The organism is Dictyobacter formicarum, assembly GCF_016587435.1.
In genome coordinates, this window is record NZ_BNJJ01000004.1 from 373,508 (window position 1) to 399,585 (window position 26,078).

Annotated in this window: 28 protein-coding genes; 15 read left to right on the forward strand and 13 right to left on the reverse strand. The window is 53.0% G+C overall.

Annotated elements, in window-relative coordinates; translation table 11 throughout:
* Positions 1-15 precede the first annotated feature (15 nt).
* The 8 genes from hypA to hypE all read left to right on the forward strand — a co-directional run bounded on the left by hypA (position 16) and on the right by hypE (position 5,464).
* Entirely contained in the window at positions 16-435 is a 420-nt protein-coding gene (hypA, locus tag JMI88_RS09145; protein ID WP_201361500.1) for a hydrogenase maturation nickel metallochaperone HypA, read from the forward strand.
* Positions 383-1,057: a hydrogenase nickel incorporation protein HypB gene (gene hypB, locus JMI88_RS09150; RefSeq protein WP_236022875.1), complete on the forward strand. Its 675-nt coding sequence runs from the start codon at positions 383-385 to the stop codon at positions 1,055-1,057. Before hypA ends, hypB begins: the two co-directional genes overlap by 53 nt.
* Before the next feature lie 102 nt (positions 1,058-1,159).
* On the forward strand, positions 1,160-1,432 hold the full coding sequence (locus JMI88_RS09155) for a HypC/HybG/HupF family hydrogenase formation chaperone (RefSeq protein ID WP_201361501.1): 273 nt from the start codon (positions 1,160-1,162) through the stop codon (positions 1,430-1,432).
* Positions 1,433-1,447: 15 nt separating this feature from the next.
* Positions 1,448-2,098 (forward strand): D-sedoheptulose-7-phosphate isomerase, encoded by a 651-nt coding sequence (locus JMI88_RS09160; RefSeq protein WP_201361502.1) that lies wholly within the window; start codon positions 1,448-1,450, stop codon positions 2,096-2,098.
* Positions 2,095-2,385 carry a HypC/HybG/HupF family hydrogenase formation chaperone gene (locus JMI88_RS09165; RefSeq protein ID WP_201361503.1) on the forward strand — a complete coding sequence of 97 codons (291 nt, stop codon included), beginning with the start codon at positions 2,095-2,097 and terminating at the stop codon, positions 2,383-2,385. The genes JMI88_RS09160 and JMI88_RS09165 overlap by 4 nt, the downstream gene beginning before the upstream one ends.
* Positions 2,378-3,052, forward strand: coding sequence for a D-sedoheptulose-7-phosphate isomerase (locus JMI88_RS09170; protein WP_201361504.1), 675 nt, complete (start codon positions 2,378-2,380; stop codon positions 3,050-3,052). The genes JMI88_RS09165 and JMI88_RS09170 overlap by 8 nt, the downstream gene beginning before the upstream one ends.
* A gap of 63 nt (positions 3,053-3,115) precedes the next feature.
* The gene (hypD, locus tag JMI88_RS09175; protein ID WP_201361505.1) at positions 3,116-4,267 is read left to right on the forward strand and encodes a hydrogenase formation protein HypD; all 1,152 of its coding nucleotides are present in this window, start codon (positions 3,116-3,118) and stop codon (positions 4,265-4,267) included.
* A gap of 102 nt (positions 4,268-4,369) precedes the next feature.
* Complete coding sequence (gene hypE / locus JMI88_RS09180) at positions 4,370-5,464, forward strand: hydrogenase expression/formation protein HypE (RefSeq protein WP_201361506.1); 1,095 nt, start codon at positions 4,370-4,372, stop codon at positions 5,462-5,464.
* Between the two features lie 42 nt (positions 5,465-5,506).
* Here the strand turns inward: hypE and JMI88_RS09185 are convergent, their stop codons facing one another.
* The 5 genes from JMI88_RS09185 to JMI88_RS09205 form a co-directional block, all read right to left on the reverse strand.
* Positions 5,507-6,103, reverse strand: coding sequence for a dihydrofolate reductase family protein (locus JMI88_RS09185; protein WP_201361507.1), 597 nt, complete (start codon positions 6,101-6,103; stop codon positions 5,507-5,509).
* A 336-nt stretch (positions 6,104-6,439) separates the two neighbouring features.
* Positions 6,440-7,672 (reverse strand): MFS transporter, encoded by a 1,233-nt coding sequence (locus JMI88_RS09190; protein WP_201361508.1) that lies wholly within the window; start codon positions 7,670-7,672, stop codon positions 6,440-6,442.
* 609 nt (positions 7,673-8,281) lie between these two features.
* The gene (locus JMI88_RS09195; protein WP_201361509.1) at positions 8,282-9,109 is read right to left on the reverse strand and encodes a sugar phosphate isomerase/epimerase family protein; all 828 of its coding nucleotides are present in this window, start codon (positions 9,107-9,109) and stop codon (positions 8,282-8,284) included.
* A complete protein-coding gene (locus JMI88_RS09200) occupies positions 9,109-10,281 on the reverse strand; it encodes a dihydrodipicolinate synthase family protein (RefSeq protein WP_201361510.1) in 1,173 nt (390 codons plus the stop codon). The genes JMI88_RS09195 and JMI88_RS09200 overlap by 1 nt, the downstream gene beginning before the upstream one ends.
* A gap of 3 nt (positions 10,282-10,284) precedes the next feature.
* Positions 10,285-11,448 (reverse strand): Gfo/Idh/MocA family protein, encoded by a 1,164-nt coding sequence (locus JMI88_RS09205; protein ID WP_201361511.1) that lies wholly within the window; start codon positions 11,446-11,448, stop codon positions 10,285-10,287.
* Between the two features lie 371 nt (positions 11,449-11,819).
* Between JMI88_RS09205 and JMI88_RS09210 the strand changes: the two genes are divergently transcribed.
* The 4 genes from JMI88_RS09210 to JMI88_RS09225 all read left to right on the forward strand — a co-directional run bounded on the left by JMI88_RS09210 (position 11,820) and on the right by JMI88_RS09225 (position 14,801).
* Positions 11,820-12,824, forward strand: coding sequence for a COX15/CtaA family protein (locus tag JMI88_RS09210; protein ID WP_201361512.1), 1,005 nt, complete (start codon positions 11,820-11,822; stop codon positions 12,822-12,824).
* Positions 12,825-12,833: 9 nt separating this feature from the next.
* The gene (locus tag JMI88_RS09215) at positions 12,834-12,980 is read left to right on the forward strand and encodes a hypothetical protein (RefSeq protein WP_201361513.1); all 147 of its coding nucleotides are present in this window, start codon (positions 12,834-12,836) and stop codon (positions 12,978-12,980) included.
* Between the two features lie 117 nt (positions 12,981-13,097).
* A complete protein-coding gene (locus tag JMI88_RS09220; protein ID WP_201361514.1) occupies positions 13,098-13,937 on the forward strand; it encodes a phytanoyl-CoA dioxygenase family protein in 840 nt (279 codons plus the stop codon).
* Positions 13,938-13,985: 48 nt separating this feature from the next.
* Positions 13,986-14,801: a sugar phosphate isomerase/epimerase family protein gene (locus JMI88_RS09225; protein ID WP_201361515.1), complete on the forward strand. Its 816-nt coding sequence runs from the start codon at positions 13,986-13,988 to the stop codon at positions 14,799-14,801.
* Between the two features lie 51 nt (positions 14,802-14,852).
* Here the strand turns inward: JMI88_RS09225 and JMI88_RS09230 are convergent, their stop codons facing one another.
* Both JMI88_RS09230 and JMI88_RS09235 read right to left on the reverse strand, forming a co-directional pair.
* Positions 14,853-15,902 (reverse strand): S66 family peptidase, encoded by a 1,050-nt coding sequence (locus tag JMI88_RS09230; RefSeq protein ID WP_201361516.1) that lies wholly within the window; start codon positions 15,900-15,902, stop codon positions 14,853-14,855.
* A 161-nt stretch (positions 15,903-16,063) separates the two neighbouring features.
* The gene (locus JMI88_RS09235; protein ID WP_201361517.1) at positions 16,064-16,552 is read right to left on the reverse strand and encodes a MarR family transcriptional regulator; all 489 of its coding nucleotides are present in this window, start codon (positions 16,550-16,552) and stop codon (positions 16,064-16,066) included.
* Between the two features lie 651 nt (positions 16,553-17,203).
* On the opposite strand from JMI88_RS09235, the gene rbp reads away from it, so the two are divergent.
* Complete coding sequence (gene rbp, locus JMI88_RS09240) at positions 17,204-17,512, forward strand: RNA-binding regulator (RefSeq protein WP_201361518.1); 309 nt, start codon at positions 17,204-17,206, stop codon at positions 17,510-17,512.
* Positions 17,513-17,588: 76 nt separating this feature from the next.
* Here rbp and JMI88_RS09245 read toward each other — a convergent pair whose 3' ends face one another.
* The 4 genes from JMI88_RS09245 to JMI88_RS09260 form a co-directional block, all read right to left on the reverse strand.
* Positions 17,589-18,623 (reverse strand): Stp1/IreP family PP2C-type Ser/Thr phosphatase, encoded by a 1,035-nt coding sequence (locus JMI88_RS09245; protein WP_201361519.1) that lies wholly within the window; start codon positions 18,621-18,623, stop codon positions 17,589-17,591.
* A 1-nt stretch (position 18,624) separates the two neighbouring features.
* Positions 18,625-19,002 carry a PadR family transcriptional regulator gene (locus JMI88_RS09250; RefSeq protein WP_236022876.1) on the reverse strand — a complete coding sequence of 126 codons (378 nt, stop codon included), beginning with the start codon at positions 19,000-19,002 and terminating at the stop codon, positions 18,625-18,627.
* Positions 19,003-19,229: 227 nt separating this feature from the next.
* Positions 19,230-19,943, reverse strand: a complete 714-nt coding sequence (locus tag JMI88_RS09255; RefSeq protein WP_201361520.1) for a TPR end-of-group domain-containing protein — start codon at positions 19,941-19,943, stop codon at positions 19,230-19,232.
* A gap of 133 nt (positions 19,944-20,076) precedes the next feature.
* A complete protein-coding gene (locus JMI88_RS09260; protein WP_201361521.1) occupies positions 20,077-22,134 on the reverse strand; it encodes a GMC family oxidoreductase N-terminal domain-containing protein in 2,058 nt (685 codons plus the stop codon).
* A 286-nt stretch (positions 22,135-22,420) separates the two neighbouring features.
* On the opposite strand from JMI88_RS09260, the gene JMI88_RS09265 reads away from it, so the two are divergent.
* Positions 22,421-22,780 (forward strand): cupin domain-containing protein, encoded by a 360-nt coding sequence (locus tag JMI88_RS09265; RefSeq protein WP_201361522.1) that lies wholly within the window; start codon positions 22,421-22,423, stop codon positions 22,778-22,780.
* A 142-nt stretch (positions 22,781-22,922) separates the two neighbouring features.
* Positions 22,923-23,735: a nucleotidyltransferase domain-containing protein gene (locus JMI88_RS09270; RefSeq protein ID WP_201361523.1), complete on the forward strand. Its 813-nt coding sequence runs from the start codon at positions 22,923-22,925 to the stop codon at positions 23,733-23,735.
* Here JMI88_RS09270 and JMI88_RS09275 read toward each other — a convergent pair.
* Both JMI88_RS09275 and JMI88_RS09280 read right to left on the reverse strand, forming a co-directional pair.
* Positions 23,669-24,352 (reverse strand): NUDIX hydrolase, encoded by a 684-nt coding sequence (locus JMI88_RS09275; protein ID WP_201361524.1) that lies wholly within the window; start codon positions 24,350-24,352, stop codon positions 23,669-23,671. The genes JMI88_RS09270 and JMI88_RS09275 overlap by 67 nt on opposite strands.
* Before the next feature lie 301 nt (positions 24,353-24,653).
* Positions 24,654-26,018, reverse strand: a complete 1,365-nt coding sequence (locus JMI88_RS09280; RefSeq protein WP_201361525.1) for a phenylacetate--CoA ligase family protein — start codon at positions 26,016-26,018, stop codon at positions 24,654-24,656.
* Positions 26,019-26,078: the final 60 nt, after the last annotated feature.

Sequence of the window (26,078 nt, forward strand, 5' to 3'; positions counted from 1 at the left end):
GCCAGAGAAGGCACTATGCATGAGCTTTCAATTGCCGACGCTATTGCTGGCGTTGTTACGGAACAAGCCACACTATACCAGGCGACCTGTGTGAAGAGCGTCCATGTCAGGATTGGCGAAGCCAATGCCGTCGATACCGATGCGCTGCTCTTCTGTTTTGAAGTCGTTGCGAGTGCGCAACCTATGCTGAGTGGGGCACAGTTAGCGATAGATATTGTGCCCCATCGAGCGCGTTGTCGCCACTGTGGCAAGGAATTTCATGTTGTGCAATGTATTATGCAATGTCCGGCCTGTGAAAGCTGGGAAGCTGATGTGCTCTCAGGCACCGAATTCATGATTCAAGACATGGAGATTGACTGCTCCGATACTCAGGAGGGAGGCGATGGCGAGCATGCCCAATGTGCCGATCGTACAGAACATTCTGGCAGCCAATGAGCGGATTGCTCGCGACATCCATCAGCAACTGGTTGATCGACAGATCTATACGCTCAACCTGATGAGTTCAGCCGGCGCTGGTAAGACCACCTTGCTGGAGCAGACCATCCGGCGCTTGCGCTTCGGGCCCACGATCGGTGTGATCGAAGGTGATGTGGAGACCAGTGCCGACGCGGAGCGCATCAAAGCGGCTGGTGCTCAGGCGGTCCAGATTATCACGCAGGGCATCTGCCACCTGGAGGCGCACATGATCCAGTTGGCGCTGCAAGAGCTCGATCTGTCCTCCCTCGACCTGCTGGTGATCGAAAACGTCGGCAACCTGGTCTGCCCTGCTGGCTGGAATCTGGGTGAGGATATCAAGGTTACTGTGGTTAGCACGACCGAAGGCGATGATAAACCAGCCAAATATCCGGCGATGTTCGCCACGTCGCAGGTCATGGTCATCAATAAAATCGACCTGTTGCCCTATGTTGATTACGACCTGGCTACCGTCAAGCGCTTTGCCCTGGCCGTCAATCCTGAGTTACAGATTTTTGAACTCAGCTGTAGAACTGGCGAGGGCCTGGATGCCTGGTGTGACTGGTTACAGACAATTGGATCCGCTGCAAAAATAAAGCGGTAGGTGCGCCCCTTATGGGTGCTTCGAGGGGGAAGGATGGAAGCGGGGGCAAGATCATGCCCCCAGCATGCTTGCCTGCATGTACATGCATGAAGGAGGAAGGCTATGTGTCTTGGTATTCCAGGTCGCGTCGTGGAAATAGTGGATGATAACCTGGATATTGCGAAGGTAGAGGTATCCGGCGTGAAGCGCAATGTCAGCATCGCCCTGGTGCGCCTGGACGGCATTGAGCCCGGAGATTGGGTGCTGGTGCACGTTGGTTTTGCCATGAGTAAGATTAATGAAAAAGAGGCACAGGAGACGCAAAAGGCGTTGCAATTAATGGGCGATCCCTATACGGACGAACTGGCGATGTTCCATAAGAGCCAGATCGAATGAGGAAAGTGTGAGGTTATGGCAGTTAACCTGGCGGCGATTTTAGATGCGCGCGTTGGCCTGAGCACAACCATACCAGAGACCTTTTTTACGGCTGAGGCCGGGCATATCGCTGAGGCCTGCTGGTCAATGGCACGCCGCTTTCACCTGGGCGGTCGCCTGCTGGCCTTCGGCAATGGTCCCTGGGCTACCGACGCGCAACATGTGGCAGTAGAGTTTGTACATCCAGTGATCGTCGGCAAGCGAGCGTTGCCCGCCGTGGCCCTGACCAATGATAGCGCCACCCTCAGCGGTATGCATGCCTCGGCTGAGCAGGCCGAAGGAGCCTTCGCCCGCCATATCGGTGTCCTGGCGCGTCCGCAGGATATTGCCATGGGGTTTTCGCCCGATGGCAATTGCACTAATGTGAATATCGCCCTGCAAAAGGCCCATGACTCAGGTCTACTCACCATCGGATTGTGTGGCAACGGTGGTGGTCGTATGGCGCGTCATGTCATAGTGACCAGCGAAGAGCGTATGCCGACGGAGACCGAGTCCGCCTTTCTAGATTTCTGTTTTGTGGTTCCCAGCGCTGATCCCCTGGCCATTCAGGAAACCCATGAGACCCTCTATCACGTGCTGTGGGAACTTGTACACGTCTTTTTTGAGCACGAAGGAGTATTACAATGAGTGAAAATGACCATACTCCTCGTTCCAGAATAATGTTTGATGCCTGCTGGGTGCCGGATGGGGAGGGGCGCTGTATTACCTGCTCGGATGAAGCGCTGAAGGTGCGTGTCGTCGCGGTGGATGCCGGATCGGGCACGGCCAGGGTGGCGGTTACTCCCACCCACATTGAAGAGATTGATATCAGCCTGCTGGATCAGGTGGGCCCGGGCGACCTGGTTCTGGTACATGCCGGTGTGGCCCTTGAACGCTGTCCATCAGCAGATGAGGAGGAGGATAGCTATGCCTGAGGAAGGTAGTCGCTACGACCAGCTTTTTTATCCCTACCTGTTTGAAGGTGAGAAGGTTGATCGTGCCGCAGTAATCGAGCAGGTACGCCATTCAACGCTGGAAAAGTGTCACGATGTGGTCGCTCTGCGTCATCAAATGCATGCCGTCTCGGGCGAGCGTATCGTGGCGGCCGGTGCGGCCATGGCCCGCGCTTTTCGAGCCGGTGCCACCCTCTTTGCCTTTGGCAACGGCGGTAGCGCCACCGACGCCCAGGATATGGTGACTGAACTGGTCAATCCACCATTTGCGCACTGGCGTCCCCTGCCGGCTGTTGCCTTGACCAATGATATCGCGGTCGTTACAGCCGTGGGTAATGATGTCGGTTTCCCCACCATATTTACGCGCCAGATTATCGCCCTTGGGCAGCCCGGCGATATCGCCGTTGGCATCTCAACCAGTGGGAACTCGCCCAATATTTTGCAGGCGCTCGAGCAGGCTAAAAAACAGGGACTGCTGACCGTTGGCATGTCTGGCTACGATGGTGGCAAAGTAGCGCGCTTGCCCGCTGTCGATATATGTATCACGGCGCCCTGCGATCATATTCCACGTATACAGGAGGCCCAGGCCACGGCCTATCATGCCATATTAGAAATGATTCAAGCTTTACTTGACCAGCCTGATTCATAAGTAGCCACAGTATCTTTCATCACAGCCTGCCAGGCTCAGGGTGGATAAAAAGGAGAAGGAGCAGTGAAGTACGTTGATGAATATCGCGACTCTAAGCTGGCGAAACGTATTGCGGCGGACATTGCGCGCCTGAGCGACGGCCGACAATTAAAGCTTATGGAGGTCTGTGGCGGCCACACCCACACGATTTATAAACATGGTATTGAAGATGTCTTGCCGCCCACGATCGATCTCATCCATGGTCCCGGCTGTCCCGTCTGTGTGTTACCGATGGGGCGCGTCGACGACGCCATTGCCATTGCGCACACGGAGAACGTCATCTTTACTACCTTCGGGGATATGATGCGCGTTCCGGGTTCACGTGGCAGCTTATTGGATGCCAAGGCTGAGGGGGCCGATGTGCGCTTTGTATATTCGCCGCTGGATGCCCTCAAATTAGCTCGCCAGTATCCAGACAAGCAGATAGTATTTTTTGCCATCGGTTTTGAGACTACCGCTCCCTCCACCGCCGTAACCCTGTTACGTGCCCAGGCCGAAGATATAAAAAACTTTTCGGTGTTCTGCAACCATGTCACTATCATTCCAGCCATTAAGGCCATCCTGGATTCGCCGGATCTGCGCCTGGATGGATTTGTGGGTCCGGGTCACGTCACGATGGTGATTGGTTTGCGTCCCTATACATTTATTGCGCGCCAGCACCACAAGCCGATTGTAGTAGCCGGTTTTGAGCCACTGGACATCATCCAATCCGTGCATATGCTGGTACAACAGATCTGTGAGGGCCGTTCAGAGGTGGAGAATCAATATTCACGCGTGGTGCAACCCGAAGGTAACGTAAAGGCGCTTGAATCCATGGCGCGCACGATGGAGCTACGACCATTTTTTGAATGGCGTGGTCTTGGCTTTATCACACAGAGCGCTTTGAAGCTGCGCCCCGAATTCGCGGCCTGGGATGCCGAGCTGCGCTTTGAGGTACCTGGCCTGCGCGTCGCTGATCCCAAAGCCTGTCAGTGTGGTGAAGTGCTCAAAGGCGTGATCAAACCGTGGGAGTGTAAGGTCTTCGGGACCGCCTGTACGCCGGAGACGCCGATCGGAACCTGTATGGTGTCGCCCGAAGGAGCCTGTGCCGCCTACTTTAACTATGGACGCTTCTCCATGGCCGCAGAGCGGCATCGACTCAATGTAATGCCCGCCATGTCCACGCAAGAAAGCTAAGTCTGTCAGACAGGGCAATGGACATATTGCTATATATCGTTGGTATATATCGCTGAACAAGCGAATCGTGGCACCAGAGAGGTCTGGCTGGAGGTTTAAGTGATGGGAAAGCAGTCCCCACAGAGCAATGAGGTCCTGGCAAAGATTGAGCGTGCGCGACAGGCGCGACGGCACAAGTTCTATCTGCGCGATGACCATGTCACGCTCAGCCATGGTAGCGGCGGTAAGGCTACCCATAACTTGATCGAGGGTATCTTTGCCCCAGCCTTTGCTAATACCGTGCTGGATCGTATGGAAGATTCCGCGACTATTACGCTTGGAGATCAGCGCCTGGCCTTTACAACTGATTCCTATGTGGTCAATCCGCTTTTCTTTGCCGGTGGCGATATTGGCAAACTAGCGGTTCATGGCACCATCAACGATCTGGCCATGGCAGGGGCGGACCCGTTGTATCTTTCGGCAGGCATCATTCTGGAAGAAGGGTTCTCAATCGAACATCTGCAGCGAATCGTGGACTCGATGGCGCGGGCTGCCCATGAAGCTGGCGTTTTGATCGTGACCGGGGATACCAAGGTGGTGCAGCGCAATAAGGCTGATGGCGTCTTCATTAATACGGCCGGGGTTGGTAGCATACGTGCGTCTGCCAACCTGGGGCAAACGCTGGTGGAGCCGGGCGACCGCGTATTATTAAGCGGCTCGATTGGCGACCACGGTATTGCGATCATGCTGGCTCGTGAAGAGCTGGATATTGAGACCGAGGTCAAGAGCGATAGCGCCTCACTGCATACGCTGGTGGCGGCTTTGCTCGATAGTATCGGCACCAAACTGCACTGCCTGAAGGACCCCACGCGTGGAGGTGTGGCGACCGCCCTGAATGAAGTCGCTCTGAGCGCCGAAGTCTCTATCGCCCTCGACGAGCAGTCCATTCCAGTTCACGAGGGCGTGCGAGGAGCCTGCGAAATTTTAGGACTCGATGCGCTCACGATCGCCAACGAAGGGAAGCTTCTGGCCTTTGTGGCGCCTGAAGCTGAGCAAGAAGCCCTGCGAGTTCTGCGCGCCCATCCCCTGGGACGCGAGGCTATGCCCATCGGTACCGTCCAGGCTGAATTTCCAGGCATGGTGTTTTTGCGCACCGACATCGGCGGCACCCGCGTCCTGGACATGCTCGTAGGTGATCCTTTGCCGCGAATTTGTTGATAACCCGGCAAGGAGAACGAGTAGATCCTCCGATTTATGCGTTTAGGCGCTTTTGTGCAGAACTTCGTAGCGTATAAGGACGTTATCGGAGTCTTTCCAGGTGCGGACTTCGATAAGGTGAAGCGACGCGGGAGGCTTGCCTACGAAGACAGGGACTCCCTCGCCTAAGACGATGTTGCCAATCATCAGATGGATCTCATCCACCAGATCGTGCGCCAGCAGATCGTTCCAGAGGGTTCTACTGCCTGTAATCAAAATATCTTTGCCTGGTTGGCGTTTGAGTTCGGCAAGCTGCTGATACACGTCTGCACGCCTGATAATGCGGTAATTGGGCCGGTTTCCTGTCAGCGTATCTGAGACGACGATGTTGCTGACGGACTCGCTCTCCTGTATGATCTCCCTCTGTTCGTCCGTCCACTCATCAGAATCTGGATTCTCGGCGACCTTGGGCCAGTAACCGTGGAATAGCTCGTGGGAAACACGGCCTGCAATAAATGTGTCGGCTGTACGCAGCAGTTCGGCGTTATAGCCGTTGAAGGCTTTGCCGCCCATCACTGGGAACATGACCGAGACATCGTTGCCTGGCCCTGTGTGATAGCCATCCAGTGAGATGATGTTGTAGACAATGATTTTCCGCATGAGCTTGCTCCTTTTTTCGCTAGTCGTATGGCTTTCGCCACTGTCGAAGCCATTGGTAGAAGTGAGTGGTCACTGCTCGTTTTTTTGAGCATGAGTTTGAACTACTCCTCTTGCACGTAGAAGGAGTGTAGCATGTTCATGTGGAAAAAAACTTCTCCGATCTTGCTCTCTTCCCGCATCGTGCGCCCAACCTGGTCAGCCAGAGTGTCCGGTCACCATCACCGAAAACAACGCAAAAAGCAGGTAGGATAGAAGCAATCTCTGTAGCCAGAGTGTTTTTTTGATACGCTGAAAAACCATTTTCCAAACTGTGGAATGGGGGAGAGAGAGCTAAAATTACATCTTTGTTGCCGCGAGATTTCTGTTTTTCTCTGTCGCAATAAAAAGTAAAAGCAGCATAAGAGCGAATACTCCAATAGTCCATCTGCTTCCTAGATACTGTAGTAGATCACCGGTAATAAAGAATCCAAACGAATTTGCTCCGAGATCAATTAACCGGGTCAGACTTGCGACTCTACCTCTCATTTCATCAGGAACAATTTTTACTGAATAAGAAGATATTGTTACATTATAGAGTGGATCTGCTGCATAAAAGAGTGCTGTGATGCCTGCTAAAAGAAAATTGTTTATGGCAATTGCATATAAGCTGAAAATTAAGAAACTAAGCAGTAATACACCAAGGAGTAGTTGTTTCATGCCAAAGCGACTATGTATTTTTGCAGATATAAAAGAACCCAAAATGCCCCCTCCAGCACCAATAGCAAAGATAGCACCGATAAATAAGGAGGAAGCATGATGTTCTTTTGCAAGGACAATAATGAGCAAATATAACCCTGCAGAAAGAATAATTCTTCCTGCTGTAAGAAGATTTAAGAAGCGAAGTAACGGCTGATGCCAAAACCACACGATGGCCTCTTTGATTTCATGATGAACTGCTTTTCGTTCAGTCGGGGTTTTTGTGCCAAGAGGTATATTTATAAAGAAAATAGAAAAAGCATTAATAAAATAAGAAAGCGAATCAACAAAGAAAGCAATAAACCCTCCTGCTGCCTGATACAAAAGACCTCCTAGAGGTGGTCCTACCAGTAAAGCAATATGGTCTGCTGTACCAGATTGCGCAGAGGCTGCTGGAAATTGTTCTTTTGAGACCACCTTTGGAAACGATGCAAACCTTCCTAAATTTGCAAAGACAAAGAACGATCCCTCAATGGCACTAATTATGTATAGTTGAATTACAGAAAGACTATGAAATGCGAGTGCGAGGGCAATACTGCCCATTGCTAATCCACTGCCAAGGTTTGCTATAACCATGACAATTTTTCTATTCCATCTATCAATTAATACACCAGCCGGAATTGCCCAGCAAACATAGACAAGACCTCGTATAGCCGCAACCGCGCCAGCTTGTGCAGAGGAGCCTGTTAAAGCCAGAACAACTAAAGGAAGTGCTATACCAGACACTTCTGTTCCAATCCAGGAAACAAGCTGGCCACTCCACAGAAGCATGAAGTTACGCTGTTTCCAAAGCGATTTATTCATATTTTTACTCAGAATATGTGATTTTGACATTAGGTGCGTCCCCATTGTTCTTTGGAGAGAAAAAAGCGGTCAGGATATGTTGTTAGTGCCCCCATTTCGCAATTCGCGGAGAGAGACAATAGGATCCTTACTTTACCGAAAATCCCTTTTCTCGTCAAGACTTCTGCGGAATGCGGGCTCTATCAACTAATTCGGAATATTCGATATCAGTTGACAGAGCCCACATCCCACTGATAGTTGCTCTCCTGGATTGGTGAGATTAAAGAGGGCAACGGTACGTCTAATCTGGATTGGGTATGGTGATAATGATCGTGATGGTGGTATCAGCGCTAATGGGATAGCCTTTTAGATGAGCTTTGAAAGTTCCTGTACAGTGGAAAATGAGCACAGTGATGGCGTCATGCGCGATCTGTGATTTAGTAGGTGCGCCCCTTGGCTGGCGCTTTTACCCTTCACGCTCGAAAAATAATCAATAAGGATGTTACGCATCGGATCAAAATGCTCCTAATCATGTTCCTGGTGCGTTTTCGAACAGGAAGCAATCAAGCGCCCGCAAGGGGCGCACCTACGAATCTTTTTTTCTTGTTCCTTTATTTTGCTTGCATTGTTCTTATATAAATGTATTGTAGATTTCTCGGTTTAAACATGTTCCAGGTAGCGGCGTTTCATGGTGTCGAGCACGTCATCGCCTGGCATATTCCAGATGGCCTGGTTAAATATTTCGACTTCAATGGGACCATGGTAGCCGGCGGCATCTACAGCCTGGCGCAATTTGCGTAGCTCAATGACTCCATCTCCCATCATGCCGCGTCCAAGCAAGACGTCGGGCAAGGGGACCAGCCAGTCGCTGACATGGAAGCCCAGGATATGGCCGCTGGCGCGGGCGATCTGCTCATAAACGGAGGCATCCCACCAGACATGGAAGACGTCAATGACGACACCCAGGTGCGAGTTGTTGAACTTTTCGACTATCTGGTTGGCTTCGGCCAGGCTGGTGATGACCGAGCGATCGGCTGCATACATGGGGTGCAGCGGCTCAATGCCCAGAGAGATGCCATGCTGGTGGGCGATGGGCAAGAGCTGCGTCAAGGCATCTTCAACCATACCGCGCGCGGCCTGGATATCCCGGTCGGGGGCTGGACCGCACACCAGCACCAGCACTTTCGTCTGCAACTCGGCGGCTTCCTCGATGGCCCGTTTGTTATCCTCGATGCGCGCCTGGCGTTCGGCCGCTGAGGCAGCGGGAAACCAGCCGCCGCGACAGAGACTGGAGACCTGGATGCCCGTCTCGCGTACCAGGCGGGCGGTCTCGGCCAGGCCGGTGCGCGCAACCTTGTCGCGCCAGAAACCAATCGATGGAATACCGGCCCGCACACATCCCTCGATGGCGGCCCTCGCATCCCACTGATCAATTGTGGCCTGATTCAGGCTTAAACGCGTCAGATCGGTTATCTCATGCTGTTGCATTAGAACGTATCCCCTTCCTGTTCAATACCCGCTTGGAGCAAGATGGTCCGCATTCGTTCGCTGGCCAGGTCGGGATCTACCAGGAGCTGCGCCTGGTCCGCCAGCACAAACAGCCGGGCCAGGTGTGGCAGCGAGCGCGCGCGTTCCAGGCCTGCCACCATCTTGAAGTGCTCCTGGTGTCCATTGAGATAAGCCAGGAAGACAATGCCGGCTTTATAGTTATAGGTGGGCGCCTGGAAGATGTGGCGCGAGAGTGGCACGGTGGGGGCGAGGATCGCCGTATATTGTTCGATGTTGCCCACATCCAGTTGCTGCAGAGCGGCTGAAGCGGCGGGCGCGATCGCATCAAAGATGCCCAGCAGCGCGTGGCTATAGCCCTGAGCATCGCCCAACATCAAGTCAGCATAATTGAAGTCATCACCCGTATACATCTTTACGCCCTCAGGGAGCAGGCGGCGCATACTGACTTCACGATTGGCATCTAGCAGTGAAATTTTGATGCCATCGATCTTTGGCGCATGGCGTTCGAGGATAGCCAGGCAGCTCTCCATAGCCGCGTCCAGGTCGGACGAACCCCAGTAGCCAGCCAGGGCTGGATCGAACATATCGCCCAGCCAGTGAATGATCACTGGTTGCGCAACCTGGGAGAGGATATGATCATAGACTTGCATATAGTCTTCAGGCGCGCGTGCGCAGGCGGCCAGGGCGCGGCTGGCCATCAAGATAATGCGCCCGCCCGCAGCCTCGACAAAGCTGCACTGCTCTTCATACGCCTGCTTAACTTGTTCAAGTGTTACTGTCGGCGAGGGAGCAAGATGGTCGGTCCCGGCACCACAGGCAACGCGCGCCCCTGTATGGGTTCGCGCTTCACTGATCGAGCGCTGGATCAATTGCTGCGCCTGCGGCCAGCTCAGTCCCATCCCTCGCTGTGAGGTATCCATTGCCTCGGCCACGGCCAGACCCAGTGACCATAAATGGTGGCGATAAGCCAGCGTGGACTCCCAATCGATCTGGTCGGGCGTAGCTATCTTTGTATCCAGCACCACATGGGCGGCGGCATAGGCTACACGGCTGCGCGGCACCGGCGCCGTCTGTGGATAAGGACTGGTGTCTCCAGCGCTATAAGCTTGCAGCGTGCCATTTTCCTGAGGGAGCAGCAGTTTTCTGACCATCGGCTAAACCTCCTTTGTACCCGTGAGCTGCGGCACATCCAGCCAGCGGCGCTCGGCCCAGGATTGTAATGCCAGTTCCGCTAATTGCACGCCTTTGGCTCCTTCATATAGATTCCAGCGAAATGGCGTATCGCACGCTACATGCTTTAAGAACAGCTCCCACTGAGTTTTAAAGCCATTTTCAAAGATGCCATTATTCGGTACATCCATCCAGTTTTCCCGAAAATCAATGGGATTGGGCACATCTGGATTCCAGATCGCGCGCGGCGTGTTGACCCGGCTCTGTACTTTACACTCGCGTAGACCGGCGATAGCGCTACCATGGGTGCCGTCTACCTGTATGCTCAACAATTCATCGCGGTAGACACGCACCGCCCAGGAGGAATTGAAGTGGGCAATAATGCCGTTTTCGATCTCAAAGGTGGTATAGGCTGCATCATCGGCTGTGCTGGCGTATGGCTGGCCCTGCTCATCGACGCGCTCGGGAATATGGGTGGTTCCCAGGCAAGAGACGGCAGTAATGCGACCAAACAGATTGCTCAGCACATATTGCCAGTGGCAGACCATATCGACGATGATGCCGCCGCCATCTTCTTTGCGATAGTTCCAGGAGGGACGCTGGGCCGTTTGCCAGTCACCTTCAAAGACCCAGTAGCCGAACTCGCCGCGCACCGAAAGGATGCGTCCAAAGAAGCCGCTGTCGATAACGCGCTTGAGCTTCAACAGGCCGGGCAAGAAGAGCTTATCCTGCACTACGCCATGCTTGACACCTGCGCGATCGGCCATCTGGGCCAGCTCCACGGCTGTCGCGGTATCTGTGGCAATGGGCTTTTCGCAATAAATATGTTTGCCAGCTTGAATGGCCGCGCGTATCGCCTCGGCGCGGCGCGTGGTGGTCTGAGCATCGAAATAAATCGTATCCTCAGCATTCGCCAGGCACGCGTCCAGATTGGTACTCCAGCGTTCGATGCCATGAGCTTCAGCCAGGGCACGCAGCTTATGTTCGGAGCGTCCAACCAGAATTGGATCTGGCATGAGCGTATCGCCACCAGGTAGGGCGATACCTCCCTGCGAACGCAGCGCCACAATTGAACGAATCAAATGCTGATTGGTCCCCATGCGCCCGGTTACACCATTCATGATGATGCCAATGTTCCTGCTAGCCATAGTCGCCATTCCTCCTTTAGATATCCTCGTGCACAAAAAGAAAACGTTTACTATCAAGTGTAAAAGGTAGCGCCTGATTTGTCAACCGGGAAGCAGGATAGGCGTATTGTCATGGTGATTTCGTGTGCATCGCGCCGAATTGTGATCACCTTTGTGAAAGATGCATGGCACAGATGCCAAATATCTCCTATAATAGTAAAAAGCTACGATTAAGAAAGAGCATTGGGGATGGGTATCCAGAAAGGATTTTTATGACAGATGTGGCAGTGTGGCCTTGATCCTCGAAAGGCATATTTCCATGCAGCGTGGACGGACAGGTAAAGAGGAGTATGATATGCTGTTTCTTAATTTATCTCATGGAGGATCATAACTTGTTGAAGCATCGTTTGATGAGCATCTTAGCTATTATAACCTCGTTTGGGGCTTACATAATGTTGCTCCTGGGTGCGGCTGTCTCCAAAACTGATTCCGGTCAGGGCTGTGGGAACTCCTGGCCATTTTGTCATGGGCAGTTGATCCCTGAGTCGTTACCAATCACTACCGTTTATGAATATAGCCACCGCATCATGTCGGGGGCGGACTCGCTCTTAATTTTTGCCCTGGTTGCCTGGTCCTGGTTTACCTATCGTCGTGATTTACGGGTCAAGCTATTTGGTTTTATGAGCCTCTTCTTTGTTGTTTTGCAGGCAATGCTGGGTGCGCTCACCGTGGTCTATGAAGGCACCTATGCCAAAGATGGTCTGCTCTCGCTGCACTTTGGTTTTTCGCTGATCTCTTTCGCCAGCGTTATCCTGTTGACCATGCGTATTATGCAGCTGCAAAAGCTTGATCCGACGCAGCCCGAGAGCACACCGCAACAGATCGCGCCAGTCTCTAAATGGATACAGATTGTGGTCTGGTGTCTGGCGGCTTATACCTATGTTGTCGTGTATACAGGTGCATTGGTGGGCCACTCATCAGCAACCCTGGCCTGTGGACAACAATTCCCGACCTGTGGTGCAACCTACTTTCCTAACTTTTTTACCTCACCAGGCATTCAAGTTTTGCACCGCTACTTTGCTGCCAGCATCTGGTTTTTACTGCTGGTCTTAATGATCGTTATAATCCGCGTCGCGCGTGATCGACGCGACCTGATCTGGGGTAGCCTGTGGGCATTTGTGCTGGTTTCCTTGCAGGCTCTGAGCGGCATGGCCACCGTCTTAAGTGGAGCGCAACTCCTGGTCGCTTTACTGCATACGACCGTTATCGCCGGCCTCTTCTCCGTGATCTGCTACCTGTGTATGCAGGTCGAATGGCCCTGGCGCAAGCGCCGCGTGGAGCAAAAGCCCGCCGTGAGCACGGATAATGCGCAAGTGTATCAACACGAAACGGTCTAAGAAGTTTTAATGTTTTATGTAGTGTTGCCAGAAGTGCGCACCGCGCACTTCTGGCAACACTACATAAAACGAAACACTTTCCAGGAGAAGCGTGTGCCCGCTGATTATGGCGAGCACACGCTTCTCTATTTTGTTGGCCTGCGCGGTAAAATATGAGAATCTGAGACACATTCAGACAATCCTGGCTATCCACTTTTCTCACGTTTCACGCTATCCTATGCATATCAACAATAAGATTCTGCAATAGGATAAGATGAAAGGAAAACAAAGAATATGATCGCCGAAGAAGTCAAACAATTCTTTGATGAAAATGGATATGTGGTAGTAAAGCAGTTATTTAGTCCCGAGGAAGTTGCGCATTATCGGGATTACTATATGGATTTGCGCTTGAAAGGCAGTTATCCTGGTGATCTGGTCGGCGTTGATCCTGAGAACGATGATCCGCTGAAACGCTACCCGCGTATGATTCATATGCATCACTGGGATGCTACCAGCCTACAATATCTGATCGATCAGCGCATCAATAATGTGCTGACAGGACTGCTGGGCCGTGAGCCGTACGCGGTGCAGACCATGCTTTACTTTAAGCCTCCGAAGGCGCGTGGGCAAGCGTTGCACCAGGACAACTATTTCTTGCGCGCTCGTCCCGGCACCTGCATGGCGGCCTGGATGGCTCTTGATCCCTGTGATGAAGAGAATGGCTGCATGAAGGTCGTTCCCGGCAGTCAGAAATGGCCGATTCTCTGTACGACCAAAGCCAATACCAAAGAGAGCTTTTCTGACATTCAGGTGCCTATCCCTGAGCAGCAAGAAGTGCGCTCCGTCATTATGGAGCCAGGCGATGTACTGTTCTTTGGCGGTTCACTGGTCCATGGCAGCTATCCCAACACCTCTAGCGAGCGTTTTCGCCGCGCTTTGATCGGACATTATATCTCCGGAGAAGCTGAGACGGTGACAAAGTATATGAAGCCCATCTATCGCATGGATGGCACGACGCTGGATCTGAACTATAGCGGTGAAGGTGGTCCCTGTGGCGTCTGGGTGGACTCGGAAAATGGTCAGCCAGAGATCGCCATGACCGGTGTGCTCTCTTCCTTTGGCGGCACTGAATAATAATCGTCTTGAATAATAACTATATCTTGTATGAAGGAGAGCTTGTATATGCAGCTACAGCTTGTTCGCCACCTGTGGGGAATGGGTGGCACCCACGAAGAACTCTTCCCGCGCATCAAAGCGCAGGGTTATGCCGCTATTGAAACTGGATTGCCCGTGCCGGAGCAAGCATCACGCTTTCAGGCTCTTTTACAGGAGCACGGCCTGGGCTATATTCCACAGATTTTTACCAGCGGCGATAGCGTGGAGGATCACCTGGCCACTTTTCGCCAGCAGGTAGAGCAGGCAGCGCGGCTACAGCCAGAGAAGATCAATTGCCATAGCGGTAAAGACCTCTGGAGCGTCGATCAAAGCGCGCACTTTTATCGTGAAGCTTTAAAGATCGAGGCGGACGCCGGTATCGCTGTGGCCCACGAGACCCATCGCGGGCGCGTCTTTTTCTATCCCGGCATTACTGCGCAGCTGTTGGAGCGCTTTGAAGGACTAAAGTTGTGCTGTGATCTGAGCCACTGGGTCTGCGTCTGCGAGCGTTTGATCGATGACCAGTTGGATATTGTGCGCCTCTGCGCCAGTCGCTGCATCCACCTGCACGCACGCGTAGGCTATGAGGAGGGTCCACAGGTACCAGATCCGCGTGCACCCGAGTACCTGCCTTACGTCGAAGCCCATGAGTGCTGGTGGAGCATCATCTGGGACGAGCAGGAGCGGCAGGGCATGCGGATCTCGACCCTGACGCCCGAGTTTGGCCCTCCCGGTTATCTGCATACCCTGCCCTACACGCAGGCGCCAGTGGCCGATCTGGAAGCGATCTGCAACTGGCAGGCGCGGCGCGAAGCGGATCTCTTCGCTCGTCGCCAACGCTAAGCGTGCTCTGAACCTATCTGTGGCCGCGCGAAGGCTCTTCCAGCGCGGCCATTAATAACGCACAAACACTCGTTTCTCAATCCCATCGATGCGTATATGACCGCCGCTGGGCACCATGAATTGTGGATCGGTATGGCCAAAGTCCATGTTGAAGATTACTGGCACGGAGGGATGGTACTCTTGCAAGGCCTTCAATATGGCCTCCTCTTGCTCCCTCTTGTATACATCTTTCTGCTCGGCGGAGCGTTGCTGATTAAACTCCCAGGCCTTGGGGCGGCCTATGAGCAGCGCGGAGAACTGTTGCAGCAGGCCACGTTCGCCCAGGCCCATGAAGACGTCATAGACATACGTAGCCGAAGGCATCTCCTCGGAGGTCTCCAGAAAGAGCACACAGTCTTTATAGCGCTCAAGCGGCTGAAGGTAGCGGTGCGCGCGTAGGTGATAGTCCACAATCTCCAGACAGCCACCCCAGGCAGGGCCCTCGATGACGCGTCCCGCGTTGTGCCACTTCCAGCCTGGATTTGTGAACATGGGCACGCGCAGACGTAACTTCTCTGGCTCGTTCCAGCGATAGTTCTCATCGGACCACTCAGGTGTGGGTACGATCTCAACCTCGCCTCCCTGGAAGAGGGCGTAGCGCAACGACTCCACAGTATACTCATCCATAGCGTGGTAGCGACCGAACTGCGTCATGATTGCGCCACCATAGTAGGAGACAATACCCAGGTTCCAGAGGTACATATGCAGGTTTGTCGCGTCGCTATAGCCCAGAAAGGGTTTGGGGTGTGCACGTAACACCTCTGGCTCCAGGTATTTCAGCACCTTAATCTGGTCATCACCGCCAATTGAGCAGATCACGGCCTTGATCTCGGAATCAGCGAAGGCCGCTATGATGTCCCGCGCTCGCTCCTCTGGAGGAGTGTTCATCTTACGTGTACTTGGATATTCCACGGGCACCAGGCCAAAATTCTCACGTAAACGTTGCAGTCCCAGGTCAAAGACCTCGGGAAAGATCTCAGGCAGACCCGCCGAGGGTGAGAGTACGGCAACCTTGTCTCCAGCCTGTAGCTTTGGGGGATAGATAAAATGCTTGTTTTGCATGTGTTGTTGAAAAGCCTCCTTACGCGTCAACTATAAGTTATCAGTGTAGCATATGTGAACAAGTAAATCTAAACTGCATGCCTGTAAATCAAGATTCTGCCCTCAGAATCTGGGGGTTTATACCTTGCAAAAAGATTTGCCCCACCCCCCTGACGGCGCAGTTATGATTGTTGTTTCTGCTGCTGTATCTTATTGGTTTCGGCTTGCAGGACGTGGCTGCTGCGCTTCACAAAATCAAGAATCAAAGCCATCTCCCGGTTGCTATAAGCCGTATTGAACTCGTTGGCCATCGCCTGCTGGAAGGAAGTAAAGATGGGTGCTAGCTTGGAGGAGATTTGTTCTGGCCGGGCATGGATGCTGATTTTGCGCCGATCAATACTATCGCGTTTTCGCTGGGCATAGCCCGCCCCCTCTAGCCGATCGATCACGCCCGTTACCGCGCCGGTTGTCAATCCAGTCAACTTTGCCAGTTGACCGGGCGTCATACCATCTTTTTCTCTAATGATATCCAGGCATTTGAGATCGGTCACATTAAGTCCTAATGAATCTGCGATAGCATGATGGAAGAGGACTGAACTCTCGCTATATTGGCGACCAGCTTGCTCTAGCGCGGCCAATAAGTCATTACGACCCGACGGCTCTGTTGACATTCATTATCTCTTTCGTTTAGACGTTAAATATCTTTGTGCTTAAGGTGTTTTTTCGCATAAATAAGCAAGGGCTAAGTGTTTCTGTGCAATAAGAATTATACCATATGCTGGTGCTTCTGTTTGACATCGGCGTTGTGGTTTTGTGACGTTCCAGGCGCTGGTCTGGATAATCATTATGGATATATCACAGCCAACTGCGGCCAGTACTCGGTGAGCAGGCTGCCGAGGGCGTGGAGTCCCATTGCTCGCCAACGGAGTGGCCAATTATATTCGTTGGTGCAAACCGCGCGCCGCGCGGTTTGCACCAACGAATATAAAACCTTTTGAGCACCGCAGGTGCGAAGCGTCAGGGCCGAAGGCGCGAAACATCTGTCTTTCAGACACACCCACAAATTACAAATGCTACTCTTTGTATCATAGGGCAGTGCGACGGAAATTAACAAGTACCGTTTAAATGCACGAGATATCATATCCCTGCAGTAATCGGATATATTTTTAATTGAAGGAAAAATTCAGGGAATCAGGGAATAGAAAATTTCTGGGGAGTGTTATAAAAGGTGTATGACATCAGAAAGAATTGTAGCGCTTCTGTGAGAAATGGTTTCTTCGAGCGTCAATCTAAGAAGGGATGTCAGCACAGGAGCGTACAAAATGCGACTTTATGTTGGTGGACTTCCGTATCAGACCGATGAGCAAGAGCTTCGTGAGGTATTTGGCCAGATCGGCGTGGTGACCTTCGCTACCGTGATCACTGATCGTGATACCGGCCGCAGCAAAGGTTTTGGCTTTGTCGAATTTGAGGATGATGAGCAGGCTCGTGCAGCCATTGAGCAGCTGAATGGTTCCACTTTAGGTACTCGTACTATTACAGTCAATGAGGCACGTGAGCGTCCCGCTGGTGGTCGTGGTGGTTATCAGGACCGCAGAAGCCAGGGCGGATATCGCGATCGCCGCTACTAGTAGGGCCACATTCACAAATAAGCCGAAAGAGGCCAGTCGATCGACTGGCCTCTTTTTTTATGGCTGACGCCTTGTCCTATGAAATTTTAACCACGATGGCCGTGATGTTATCGGGGCCGCCATTTTCGTTGGCGCGCTCGATCAGTAGTTTGGCGCTCTCCTCAGGAGGATAATGGGTGACGATCTCACGCATCTCCGCCTCCGAGATTTGCCCATGCAGACCATCGGTACACAGCACCAGCGTATCTCCTGATTGAGCATCTGTGTTGGTGGTTAGGTAGACCTCAACGTCCGCTGAGGTACCCAGACAGCGCGTAATGACGTTGCGCTTCTCGCTGGTGCGGGCATCTTCTTTGCTCATCAGACCTTGGCGCACCTGCTCGGCTACCCACGAGTGATCTTCCGCCAACTGCCGAACCTCCTGGTCATTGATGAGATATGCCAGGCTATCTCCTACATTGGCGATGTAGAGGGTGCGATCCTTGACCACCACGGCCACACAGGTAGTGCCCATACTGGGATTTTTATTCTCGCCTGAAAGTTTGCTCTGGCTCTCTTGATAAATGGCGGCGTTGGCTTGTTTAATGGCATTGGTTAGCGCGGTAGGAATATCTGAGGACGTATCTTGATAGTAAGCTTCGCGGATCTGGTTGACCGCCATCTGGCTGGCAACTTCTCCGTATGAATGACCGCCCATGCCATCGGCGACCACAAAGAGGGCACCCTTCTGGTCTAGAATAGAATGATCTTCCGGTAATACTGCAATCAAGTTATCTTCATTGGAGGGACGTTTACGACCGATGTCAGTAAGCTGCGCGACCTGTAGCTGTAACGGCGCATTAAGCATGCTGTACTCCTTGTCGTGTAAAAACATATTTTTTACATTGAGAAGATGTTCGATGGATACACTTTTCATAAAATCATAAAAGACGGTGCCCCAGAGGGGGAGAAGTCGAGGGATTCCTCCTGCTCGTAGCTCCTCCCGACAGTAATCGTGGAACGTCTGTGCCATCTCCTGACCAAATTCGCGCCTGAACTCAGATGGATAGGCCAGGAGAAGCCATTGATAGAGCCGTTCGGACCAGGATTGCATCCAGTGGAATGACGCCATATTAAGCTTCTCCTTGTATCAAGTGCTTCATCTGAGCAATCTGAACCAGATTGGCCAGGCGTTTCGCTTCAGCTCGTACCACGCGTTGACCCAGGTCGGTCAGGCGATAGTAGCGGCGGCGCTCATCATCTAGCTCGGGATCGGGTCGTGAGCCAGATTCCTCCAGTAACCCATCTTTCATCATGCGTTTGATTGACCCATAGAGGGTACCTGGACCCATGTGAACCTGGTTATTGGTGCGCCAGGCCACCTCTTGCATGATGCCGTAGCCATGGCGTTCTTTATCGCTGAGCGCGAGCAGAATGTGAAAGACCGCAGGCGTCAATGGGAGCAGCGCTTCTGGTTCCTGATGATTCGTCTTAATAGTTCCTACCTCCATCTTGCCTATATATCATGTACGGATATATCCGTCGCTGATATATTAACTCGAAGTTTCCGGTTTTGTCAAGGGGATGCTATGGGAGGGGCGTCATGCATTTTTTCCTTTGCAAAAAATGCATGACGCCCCTGTGGAAGATTTCTCTACAAATTCGCGTTCTCAGGCATCACACTTGCCCAGATAGGTATATAGAAACGGCTCACAGCATCCTGGATATACAGGTTTGTTCAAGCCGATTGATCGCGTAGCGCTGCCAGGTCTGGATCGCTCTTGGATCGCTCTTTGAGACCAGGAGCGAGCGTTAACGCTTTCTGTAGGAGTGTGGAGGCTTTCTCCAGCTGGTTCTGCTGCGCGTAAAAGCAGGCCAGGTTATAGAGGAAGCTCCCTTTCACCCATTCTGGCACCTCAGCCTGAATGACTCTGCTGGCGCACTTCTCGCGGATCTCGATCGCCCTCGGGAGATCATGATGGTCGAGATAGTATTGAGCGAGATGTTCCTGCTCGTGCTCGTAGCAACTGCCCAGGAAGGCTGTATACAGCGGCCTATCTCCCGAAAACCAGGGGAAGCGATTGGGGGTTGTCAGATCTTCTTCACTGAGTTGTTCTGTCAACTTGATGAGTTTGGCGTAGGTCTGTTCAGATTCAGCGTAAATCTCTGGCCAGGGGCGTTGATGTTTTTCCTTAAAAGTCATCGCGTTGAGCTGTTCTTCGTCTTCCTCGCTTGATGGTAACTCCTGCTGCTGCAGAATGGCAGTCAACTTCTGGATGAGGTCCTGACGCCAGAACGTCCGATGAGCCAGGTGATCTTTGGCTGACCAGATTTCCCACGTCCCAATGGCAGTACGTTCGGTCTCGTTAAGACCCTGCACAAAAGTTTCTTCATCGCGATGGCCCTGCTGCAAGAGGTCAAGGACGAAGGTCTTAAAAAGCTGTACGGGCATTGAAGTCCCCTTTCATATTTCGCAACGACAAGTTCTCAATTGAGAGTATCTCACGAAAAGTAGTCAATTTTGGCCCGCATTAGGAGCCGAAGGAGTGATCCCTCTGCTTTTCGTCAAAAAATACTGATAGTTTTTACACGGTTGATTTGATGTATTGGGCGGCCTGGTGGGCCAGCCCCATGATGCTGAGCATCGGGTTGACGCCGCTGGCTGCCGGGAACACACTGCCATCGCAGACAAAGAGTCCCTGGACGCCGTGGACCTGGCTGTGGGCGTCGGTGACCGATTGGGTAGGATCTTTGCCCATACGGCAGGTGCCCATCTGGTGCGCGCTATACATGATCAGGCGATTGACGCCCAGGCCGTTGCGCTCCAGCTGGCGATCAAAATGATGCCAGGCTCGCTTACCCTGCTGCTCCAACTGCTGGCGCGTGAGCTGAGAACGCTTGCTCTGCAGGGAGATCACCTCGTTTGCTCCGGCTGCCATGTGGACACGGGCGGCCTGGCGCAAGCCGTGCAGGATATGTCGGCGATCAAAGACCGAGGTGACATAATCGATGACCAGTTCCCCATGGCGATCCAGTGTCACCTTGCCCTCGCCTTTGTCGCGCGTCAGGACGATGATGGTGGACCGGTAGGCTGAGTAGGACATGTTCTCGCGGTATTCGCAGGCCGAATGCCAGGGAGAGCCCATGCCCAGCAGGCCCGGATGCGTTGGCGCCACCTCTAATTTATAGCCATAGTTGCCATGCAGATGCCCAAACTCATCGCTATAGGCGGACTGCATGACTCCCTGCCATGGATAGACCTTCTCTGGATAGCGCCCGCTGATAGTGGTAGTTGGATGCAGGTGCAGGTGCTGGCCGATGTGCGGATTGGTCAGTTCCGAACGTAGCAGTATGGCTGGTGAATGGATGGCACCTGCCGCCACAACGACGGTGCGAGCTTGTATCGTCAGCTGCCTGGTAGTATGCGTTTCTGGATCGTATACGGTGGCTTCGACTCCTGCGGCCCGCCCTTGTTCGATCAAGACGCGCCTGGCGCTACAATGCACGATGATGCGTGCCCCATGCTCATAGGCATCCTGTAAATATGTTTTCAGCGTGGACTGTTTGCAGCCATAGCGACAGCCAAAGCCGCAGGTGCCACAGCGCTGCTCGCAGCCGACCGCGTTGCGGCGCAGGCTGTCGGCATGATAGCCCAGCGCCCGCGCGCCCTCAAAGAGCAACTGATTCTGGCGATTATGGGCGCTATTGGCCGTGTTGATTTGAATGCGCTGCTCCACAGCTACGAAGCTCTTTTGCAGCGCGGAACCAGTGAACACGTCGGGCAGGCCCGATAGCTGTTCCCATTCAGCCAGAATATCTGGCGGAGTGCGGAACGAGGTATTCCAGTTCACGATGGTGCCGCCTCCCAGCGTGCTGCCGGCCAGGATCGCCACGCCCAGATCTTTTGAGCTCAGCAAGCCGCGCTTAAGATAGAGATCATTCATCGCCTGGGCCTCTTGCAGCGTAAAGTCAGCTTCGCTCTGATAGCCACCTTTTTCCAGCACGATAACGTTTTTGCCCGTCCGCGCCAGTTCATCCGCGACCACGCCGCCGCCCGCGCCCGAGCCGATTACTACCGCATCGCACTCCAGCGTACTATCCTGTTCAATGGTCAGCGGTTGCAGTGGCCGTGCTGCTGATGGCGATGGCGGATCAGCTGGTTGATAGTCGAGCGCCTCCCAGCTGGGGTTATGACCATGAGAATCAGGGGTGGCGTAGAACAGGAAACCGGTGAGCCGTTTAAATAGCTGATAGCCCTGGCGGAGCTGGACTAATGGACTATGGGCCATGGCCAGCAAATATTTTTCACGTTGCTTAAAAGGAAGTGCGCTGAATGGTCGTGCCGTCCCCGCGAGCAGCAGACCGGTGGTGGGACTAAGCAATAGAGCCAGCAGACGCCGAACGTCTGCCCGGATCTCTTCATCCTCCCGGCCCAGCGTTTCTGCAATCAAGGGCGCCAGATGGAGATCGCTGGCGCTGGCGCGATAATAGGTCGCCTGGGCCTGATCACAATTGGCGGGTGGATCCAGGGCAGGAAAGAACGTCTCACAAATAGCTTCTAAAACATGAAACTCATCATCTGAAAGCCAGCTGGTTGGTGGTGATTGTGCATCAATCTGCGGCGAAGACGAGGTGACATCCATGGCGCCTCCTGTCGGGCAATGCTATCCGCTATCTTAAAAATAGTAACCTGATTGATTGAGGACTAACGTCAAGTATAGCATGTAGAATGTTCTATCCCGACATGGCGGTTGCTTAAATGATGTATTGTATGCGGAATAGGTGGCCATCAATTATACTGGGTATGGCGGCAATCCGGGTTATGTTTATAGTTCAATCGGCTTTGTCGCAACTATTGCAAGACAGGTCCACGGATGATAGCATGAGAGATCCTTTATTGTAGAGACATATGCAAAGGTAATTGTAGATATGATACAAAAAGTAGAGCATGGCAGCATCTTCCCGCGCGAAGATGGAAAAATCATCGATGAGCACTTTGGTGTTTTAAATACAAAGCAGGATGGCTTCAGCCTGGCACATATGTTTGCTCCGCCAGCCTGGCGCGAGCCTGCCCAGATCGCCGAATTTGATGAGGTGGTGATTGGTGTACAGGGGGTCCTGGCCATTGAGGCCGATGGCCAGCGCATCGAGGTCGCCTCCGGCGAGACATGTCTGGTGGGTCGTGGTACGCACGTCATTTACAGCAATGCCAGCCAGGATGCCCAGTGCGAATACTGGTCCCTCTGCATGCCCGCCTTCCGCCCCGAGCGAACCAGAATAGAAGGTTAAAAAGGCACAATGTGTAGGGACGATCGCCCCTACACATTGTGCCTTTTGGGCAGTTACTGTTCTCACTCTTTTACGTCTCTATAAAAATGCATTTGTTTTGGTGTCATTGTGAAAGAGAATCCAACAGTTTGAGGAAATATTCATGTCAGGTCAAAAAATGGCGTATGTCCAGGCGCGTACTGACTTATTGGAGCAGATTACTTACACATTGCAAAAGGATGAGCGCTTTGTTGCCGCCTGGTTGGCTGGAAGCTTTGGACGTGGGGAACAGACATGGCTTAGTGATTTAGATCTTTATGTTGTTGTATCCGAACCTTTTAGTGCGTCTTTGTGCGCTACACCCTGGCAGACCGGCGCGAAAACGACAGCTGAGCGCTTGGCTTTATTTCAGCAGTTTGGAGCGCCGGGTCTCATTTTTGAGCGCAAGAGCCATGCGAACCAGATGGATGGTATCCTGACCAACGTGGTCTATCAAGAGTCCGCGCAGAGCGTTGATTGGATGTTGATTCCACAGGCAAAAGCCTATCGCGAACATCCTTCTCTCCTGCTCTTCGATAAGGTTGGCCTTCCTGAACCTCCCACACCAGAACCAGAAAGTCTTGAACAGCGTATTGAGCGAGCATCAACGAATGTGGGCTTCTTCTGGATCATCGCTTGCGGGAGCGCGAGGGCATTGGTGGCAAACAAGCTTCCTCTTTTCTACTCCTCCCTGCTTGAATTGGAAAGGGCTCTCCTTGAAGTGAAAGCCGCGCTTCGTGGTGAACGTGCTCCATACCTCAAATCCACCAATCAGCCGCTGTACCTGACACAGGAGAAGTGTGCAGCTATTTTACGCAGCCTCTGTGATGAAATAGAAAGCTTGATGCCTCAAGTCGTCCATCTCGGTGGCTACGTTCCAGCCTCGCCGCGCTCACTCGTTGAGATGCGGCTCTCGTTGTTTTCATCAGAAGAATGAGGCGCGCTGTCATACTGTAGTAGCAGCTTGCTCCGCAGCGGCTGCAGTTGCGGCAGGCGGCTGGTAAGGATGAACTGGGTGGCCAGCCCAATTGTGGCCAGGTGCATGGCTTGAAGATCGTATGTGCCCTGCCAGGTCTGCTGGTTGAACTCAGCGAGGTCCTGCAACACCACCTCGATATCCTCGGTTTCGTCCAGGGATTGCTCATGAGTTTGCTGCACATCGATGGCGAGGAACGACCAGATAATATTGTTCTGGTTGGCGGGATTGGCATAGCTATGTCCCACTTCGAAGAACTGTCCGCCGCCATAGCCGGTCTCCTCCAGCAGTTCGCGCTGTATTGCCTCCAGGGGCTTAGCATCTCCTGTCTCGGTTGTGCCGCCGGGCAGGCCAACCAGTATCTGTCCCGCTCCATGGCGGTATTCGCGCACCAGCACCACCTGGCCATCAGACGTTATGGCCAGCACGTTGACCCAGTTGGAATATTCCAGCACATGATACGGCTCGATGACCAGACCATGGGCGTTTTGACAGCGGTCCGAGCGTACCTTTAGCCAGCGATCCTCATAGGTAATGGTGCTCCCGAGCACGTTCCAGGGCGTTAATCTATCTTCCATCAAATTGGCCTCACTTTATTTCAGATATCTATCATCATAATGCATCGCACCCTCCCACGCCACCATTGTTCCTCTATAAGTCGTATAGATCAAAGTATACCCTGTATTGTGTAGACGCGCTCGCGGGCACACGTAAACGTGAACCGTAGCTGCGGCCTCGCGGCCGCTTGCTTGTTTCTCGTTCGAAAAAGTACCGGCCTTATTCGTCTTCCATGCCGTTTTCGTAGGATAGAATCTGGGCCAGCGCGGCAATGCAGACAATATGATGTCATGGGTGCGGGCCGCACCCATGACATTGTTTTTATGTGGGGCGTCGATCGATGACGCGGATGGCTTTGCCTTCGCTACGCGGTAGGGTGCCGGTGGGTTGGATCTGGATGTCGATGTGCAGGTGTAGCTGGGCGTAGAACACCTGGGTGATGCGCTTTTGTAGTTGCTGGATCTGTTCATTATCTGTCCAGGTCGCGCTGTCGACTTCCTGGGGAGAAATAGCGGTTTGCATGGACGGCGTTATTTCAGTCTGAACAACGGCGCTGTCCAGCGTGTGTTTACGTTCGATCAGAATCTGGTAATAGGGCGCCAGCTCGGCGAAACCGAATAGGATGCGCTTGATTTCTGCCGGAAAGACGTTGATGCCGCGAATAATCAACATGTCGTCTACGCGACCTTTGATCTGGCTCATGCGCACCAGCGTGCGACCGCAGGTGCATGGTTCGGCGATGAGTGTGCATAAATCTCCGGTGCGGTAGCGCAGTAGCGGCATGCCTTCTTTTGTGATGGTGGTAAAGACGAGCTCACCTTCTGCACCATACGGCAATGCTTCACCCGTAGCCGGATCAATGATTTCAGGGAGAAAGTGGTCTTCAAAGATGTGCAAGCTGCGATCCGCTTGCTTATCCTGGTGACTCTGTATACATTCCATGGCCACGCCCGGGCCGATAATTTCGCTCAGACCATAAATATCCAGGGCGTGCAGGCCGAGCCTATCTTCTATTTGCTGGCACAGCGCTTTGGTCCAGGGTTCCGCCCCAAAGATACCACACTTTAAGTGTAGGTCCTGCGCAGACATGCCCAGCGCGGACAGTGTTTCGGCTATCGTGAGGGCATACGATGGAGTACAGCATAGGGCCGTCGCCTGCATATCGTGTAGGAAGGTGACCTGGCGCTGTGTACTGCCGCTGGACATAGGAACTACCGTCATACCTAGATATTCGCCTCCATAGTGGAGCCCCAGGCCGCCGGTAAAGAGCCCATAGCCATAGGCATTATGCAGTATATCACCGGGTTGCAGGCCAGCGCAGGCCAGTGAACGCGCGCAGACCTCGCCCCAGATATCGATGTCGCGGCGCGTATAGCCAACAATTTTAGCTTTGCTACGCGTACCCGAAGAGGCATGAATGCGGCTCAGCTGCTCGCGCGGGACCGAGAGTAATCCCAGGGGATAATGTTCGATCAGGTCATAGCGGGTGGTAAAAGGCAGTCTATGCAGGTCTGCCAGACTGTTGATGTGTGATGGGTGGATTTGCAAGGCATCCATGGCCTGCTGATAGAAAGGAACCGATGTATAGACGCGTTGAACCGTGTGCTGAAGTCGCTTGAGTTGTAACTGCTGACGCTCCTCAGCCGGAAGATAATCGCGCGCAGCTACTTCTTCATTCCATGCCATGAGAATTTCTCCATTCCCTGTTGCGCCAGTGCAACGAAACGGCGTTACTTTAAGCAGACG

Coding starts and splice junctions, on each gene's coding strand:
- JMI88_RS09265 (WP_201361522.1), top strand. CDS start 22,421: ATGATACAAAAAGTAGAGCATGGCAGCATCTTCCCGCGCGAAGATGGA.
- JMI88_RS09205 (WP_201361511.1), bottom strand. CDS start 11,448: ATGGCTAGCAGGAACATTGGCATCATCATGAATGGTGTAACCGGGCGC.
- JMI88_RS09160 (WP_201361502.1), top strand. CDS start 1,448: ATGGCAGTTAACCTGGCGGCGATTTTAGATGCGCGCGTTGGCCTGAGC.
- JMI88_RS09250 (WP_236022876.1), bottom strand. CDS start 19,002: ATGGAGGTAGGAACTATTAAGACGAATCATCAGGAACCAGAAGCGCTG.
- JMI88_RS09255 (WP_201361520.1), bottom strand. CDS start 19,943: ATGCCCGTACAGCTTTTTAAGACCTTCGTCCTTGACCTCTTGCAGCAG.
- JMI88_RS09155 (WP_201361501.1), top strand. CDS start 1,160: ATGTGTCTTGGTATTCCAGGTCGCGTCGTGGAAATAGTGGATGATAAC.
- JMI88_RS09215 (WP_201361513.1), top strand. CDS start 12,834: ATGTTTTATGTAGTGTTGCCAGAAGTGCGCACCGCGCACTTCTGGCAA.
- JMI88_RS09165 (WP_201361503.1), top strand. CDS start 2,095: ATGAGTGAAAATGACCATACTCCTCGTTCCAGAATAATGTTTGATGCC.
- hypB (WP_236022875.1), top strand. CDS start 383: ATGGCGAGCATGCCCAATGTGCCGATCGTACAGAACATTCTGGCAGCC.
- JMI88_RS09185 (WP_201361507.1), bottom strand. CDS start 6,103: ATGCGGAAAATCATTGTCTACAACATCATCTCACTGGATGGCTATCAC.
- JMI88_RS09200 (WP_201361510.1), bottom strand. CDS start 10,281: ATGGTCAGAAAACTGCTGCTCCCTCAGGAAAATGGCACGCTGCAAGCT.
- JMI88_RS09190 (WP_201361508.1), bottom strand. CDS start 7,672: ATGTCAAAATCACATATTCTGAGTAAAAATATGAATAAATCGCTTTGG.
- JMI88_RS09230 (WP_201361516.1), bottom strand. CDS start 15,902: ATGCAAAACAAGCATTTTATCTATCCCCCAAAGCTACAGGCTGGAGAC.
- rbp (WP_201361518.1), top strand. CDS start 17,204: ATGCGACTTTATGTTGGTGGACTTCCGTATCAGACCGATGAGCAAGAG.
- JMI88_RS09195 (WP_201361509.1), bottom strand. CDS start 9,109: ATGCAACAGCATGAGATAACCGATCTGACGCGTTTAAGCCTGAATCAG.
- hypE (WP_201361506.1), top strand. CDS start 4,370: ATGGGAAAGCAGTCCCCACAGAGCAATGAGGTCCTGGCAAAGATTGAG.
- JMI88_RS09220 (WP_201361514.1), top strand. CDS start 13,098: ATGATCGCCGAAGAAGTCAAACAATTCTTTGATGAAAATGGATATGTG.
- JMI88_RS09275 (WP_201361524.1), bottom strand. CDS start 24,352: ATGGAAGATAGATTAACGCCCTGGAACGTGCTCGGGAGCACCATTACC.
- JMI88_RS09245 (WP_201361519.1), bottom strand. CDS start 18,623: ATGGCGTCATTCCACTGGATGCAATCCTGGTCCGAACGGCTCTATCAA.
- JMI88_RS09235 (WP_201361517.1), bottom strand. CDS start 16,552: ATGTCAACAGAGCCGTCGGGTCGTAATGACTTATTGGCCGCGCTAGAG.
- JMI88_RS09260 (WP_201361521.1), bottom strand. CDS start 22,134: ATGGATGTCACCTCGTCTTCGCCGCAGATTGATGCACAATCACCACCA.
- JMI88_RS09170 (WP_201361504.1), top strand. CDS start 2,378: ATGCCTGAGGAAGGTAGTCGCTACGACCAGCTTTTTTATCCCTACCTG.
- JMI88_RS09280 (WP_201361525.1), bottom strand. CDS start 26,018: ATGGCATGGAATGAAGAAGTAGCTGCGCGCGATTATCTTCCGGCTGAG.
- JMI88_RS09225 (WP_201361515.1), top strand. CDS start 13,986: ATGCAGCTACAGCTTGTTCGCCACCTGTGGGGAATGGGTGGCACCCAC.
- hypA (WP_201361500.1), top strand. CDS start 16: ATGCATGAGCTTTCAATTGCCGACGCTATTGCTGGCGTTGTTACGGAA.
- JMI88_RS09270 (WP_201361523.1), top strand. CDS start 22,923: ATGTCAGGTCAAAAAATGGCGTATGTCCAGGCGCGTACTGACTTATTG.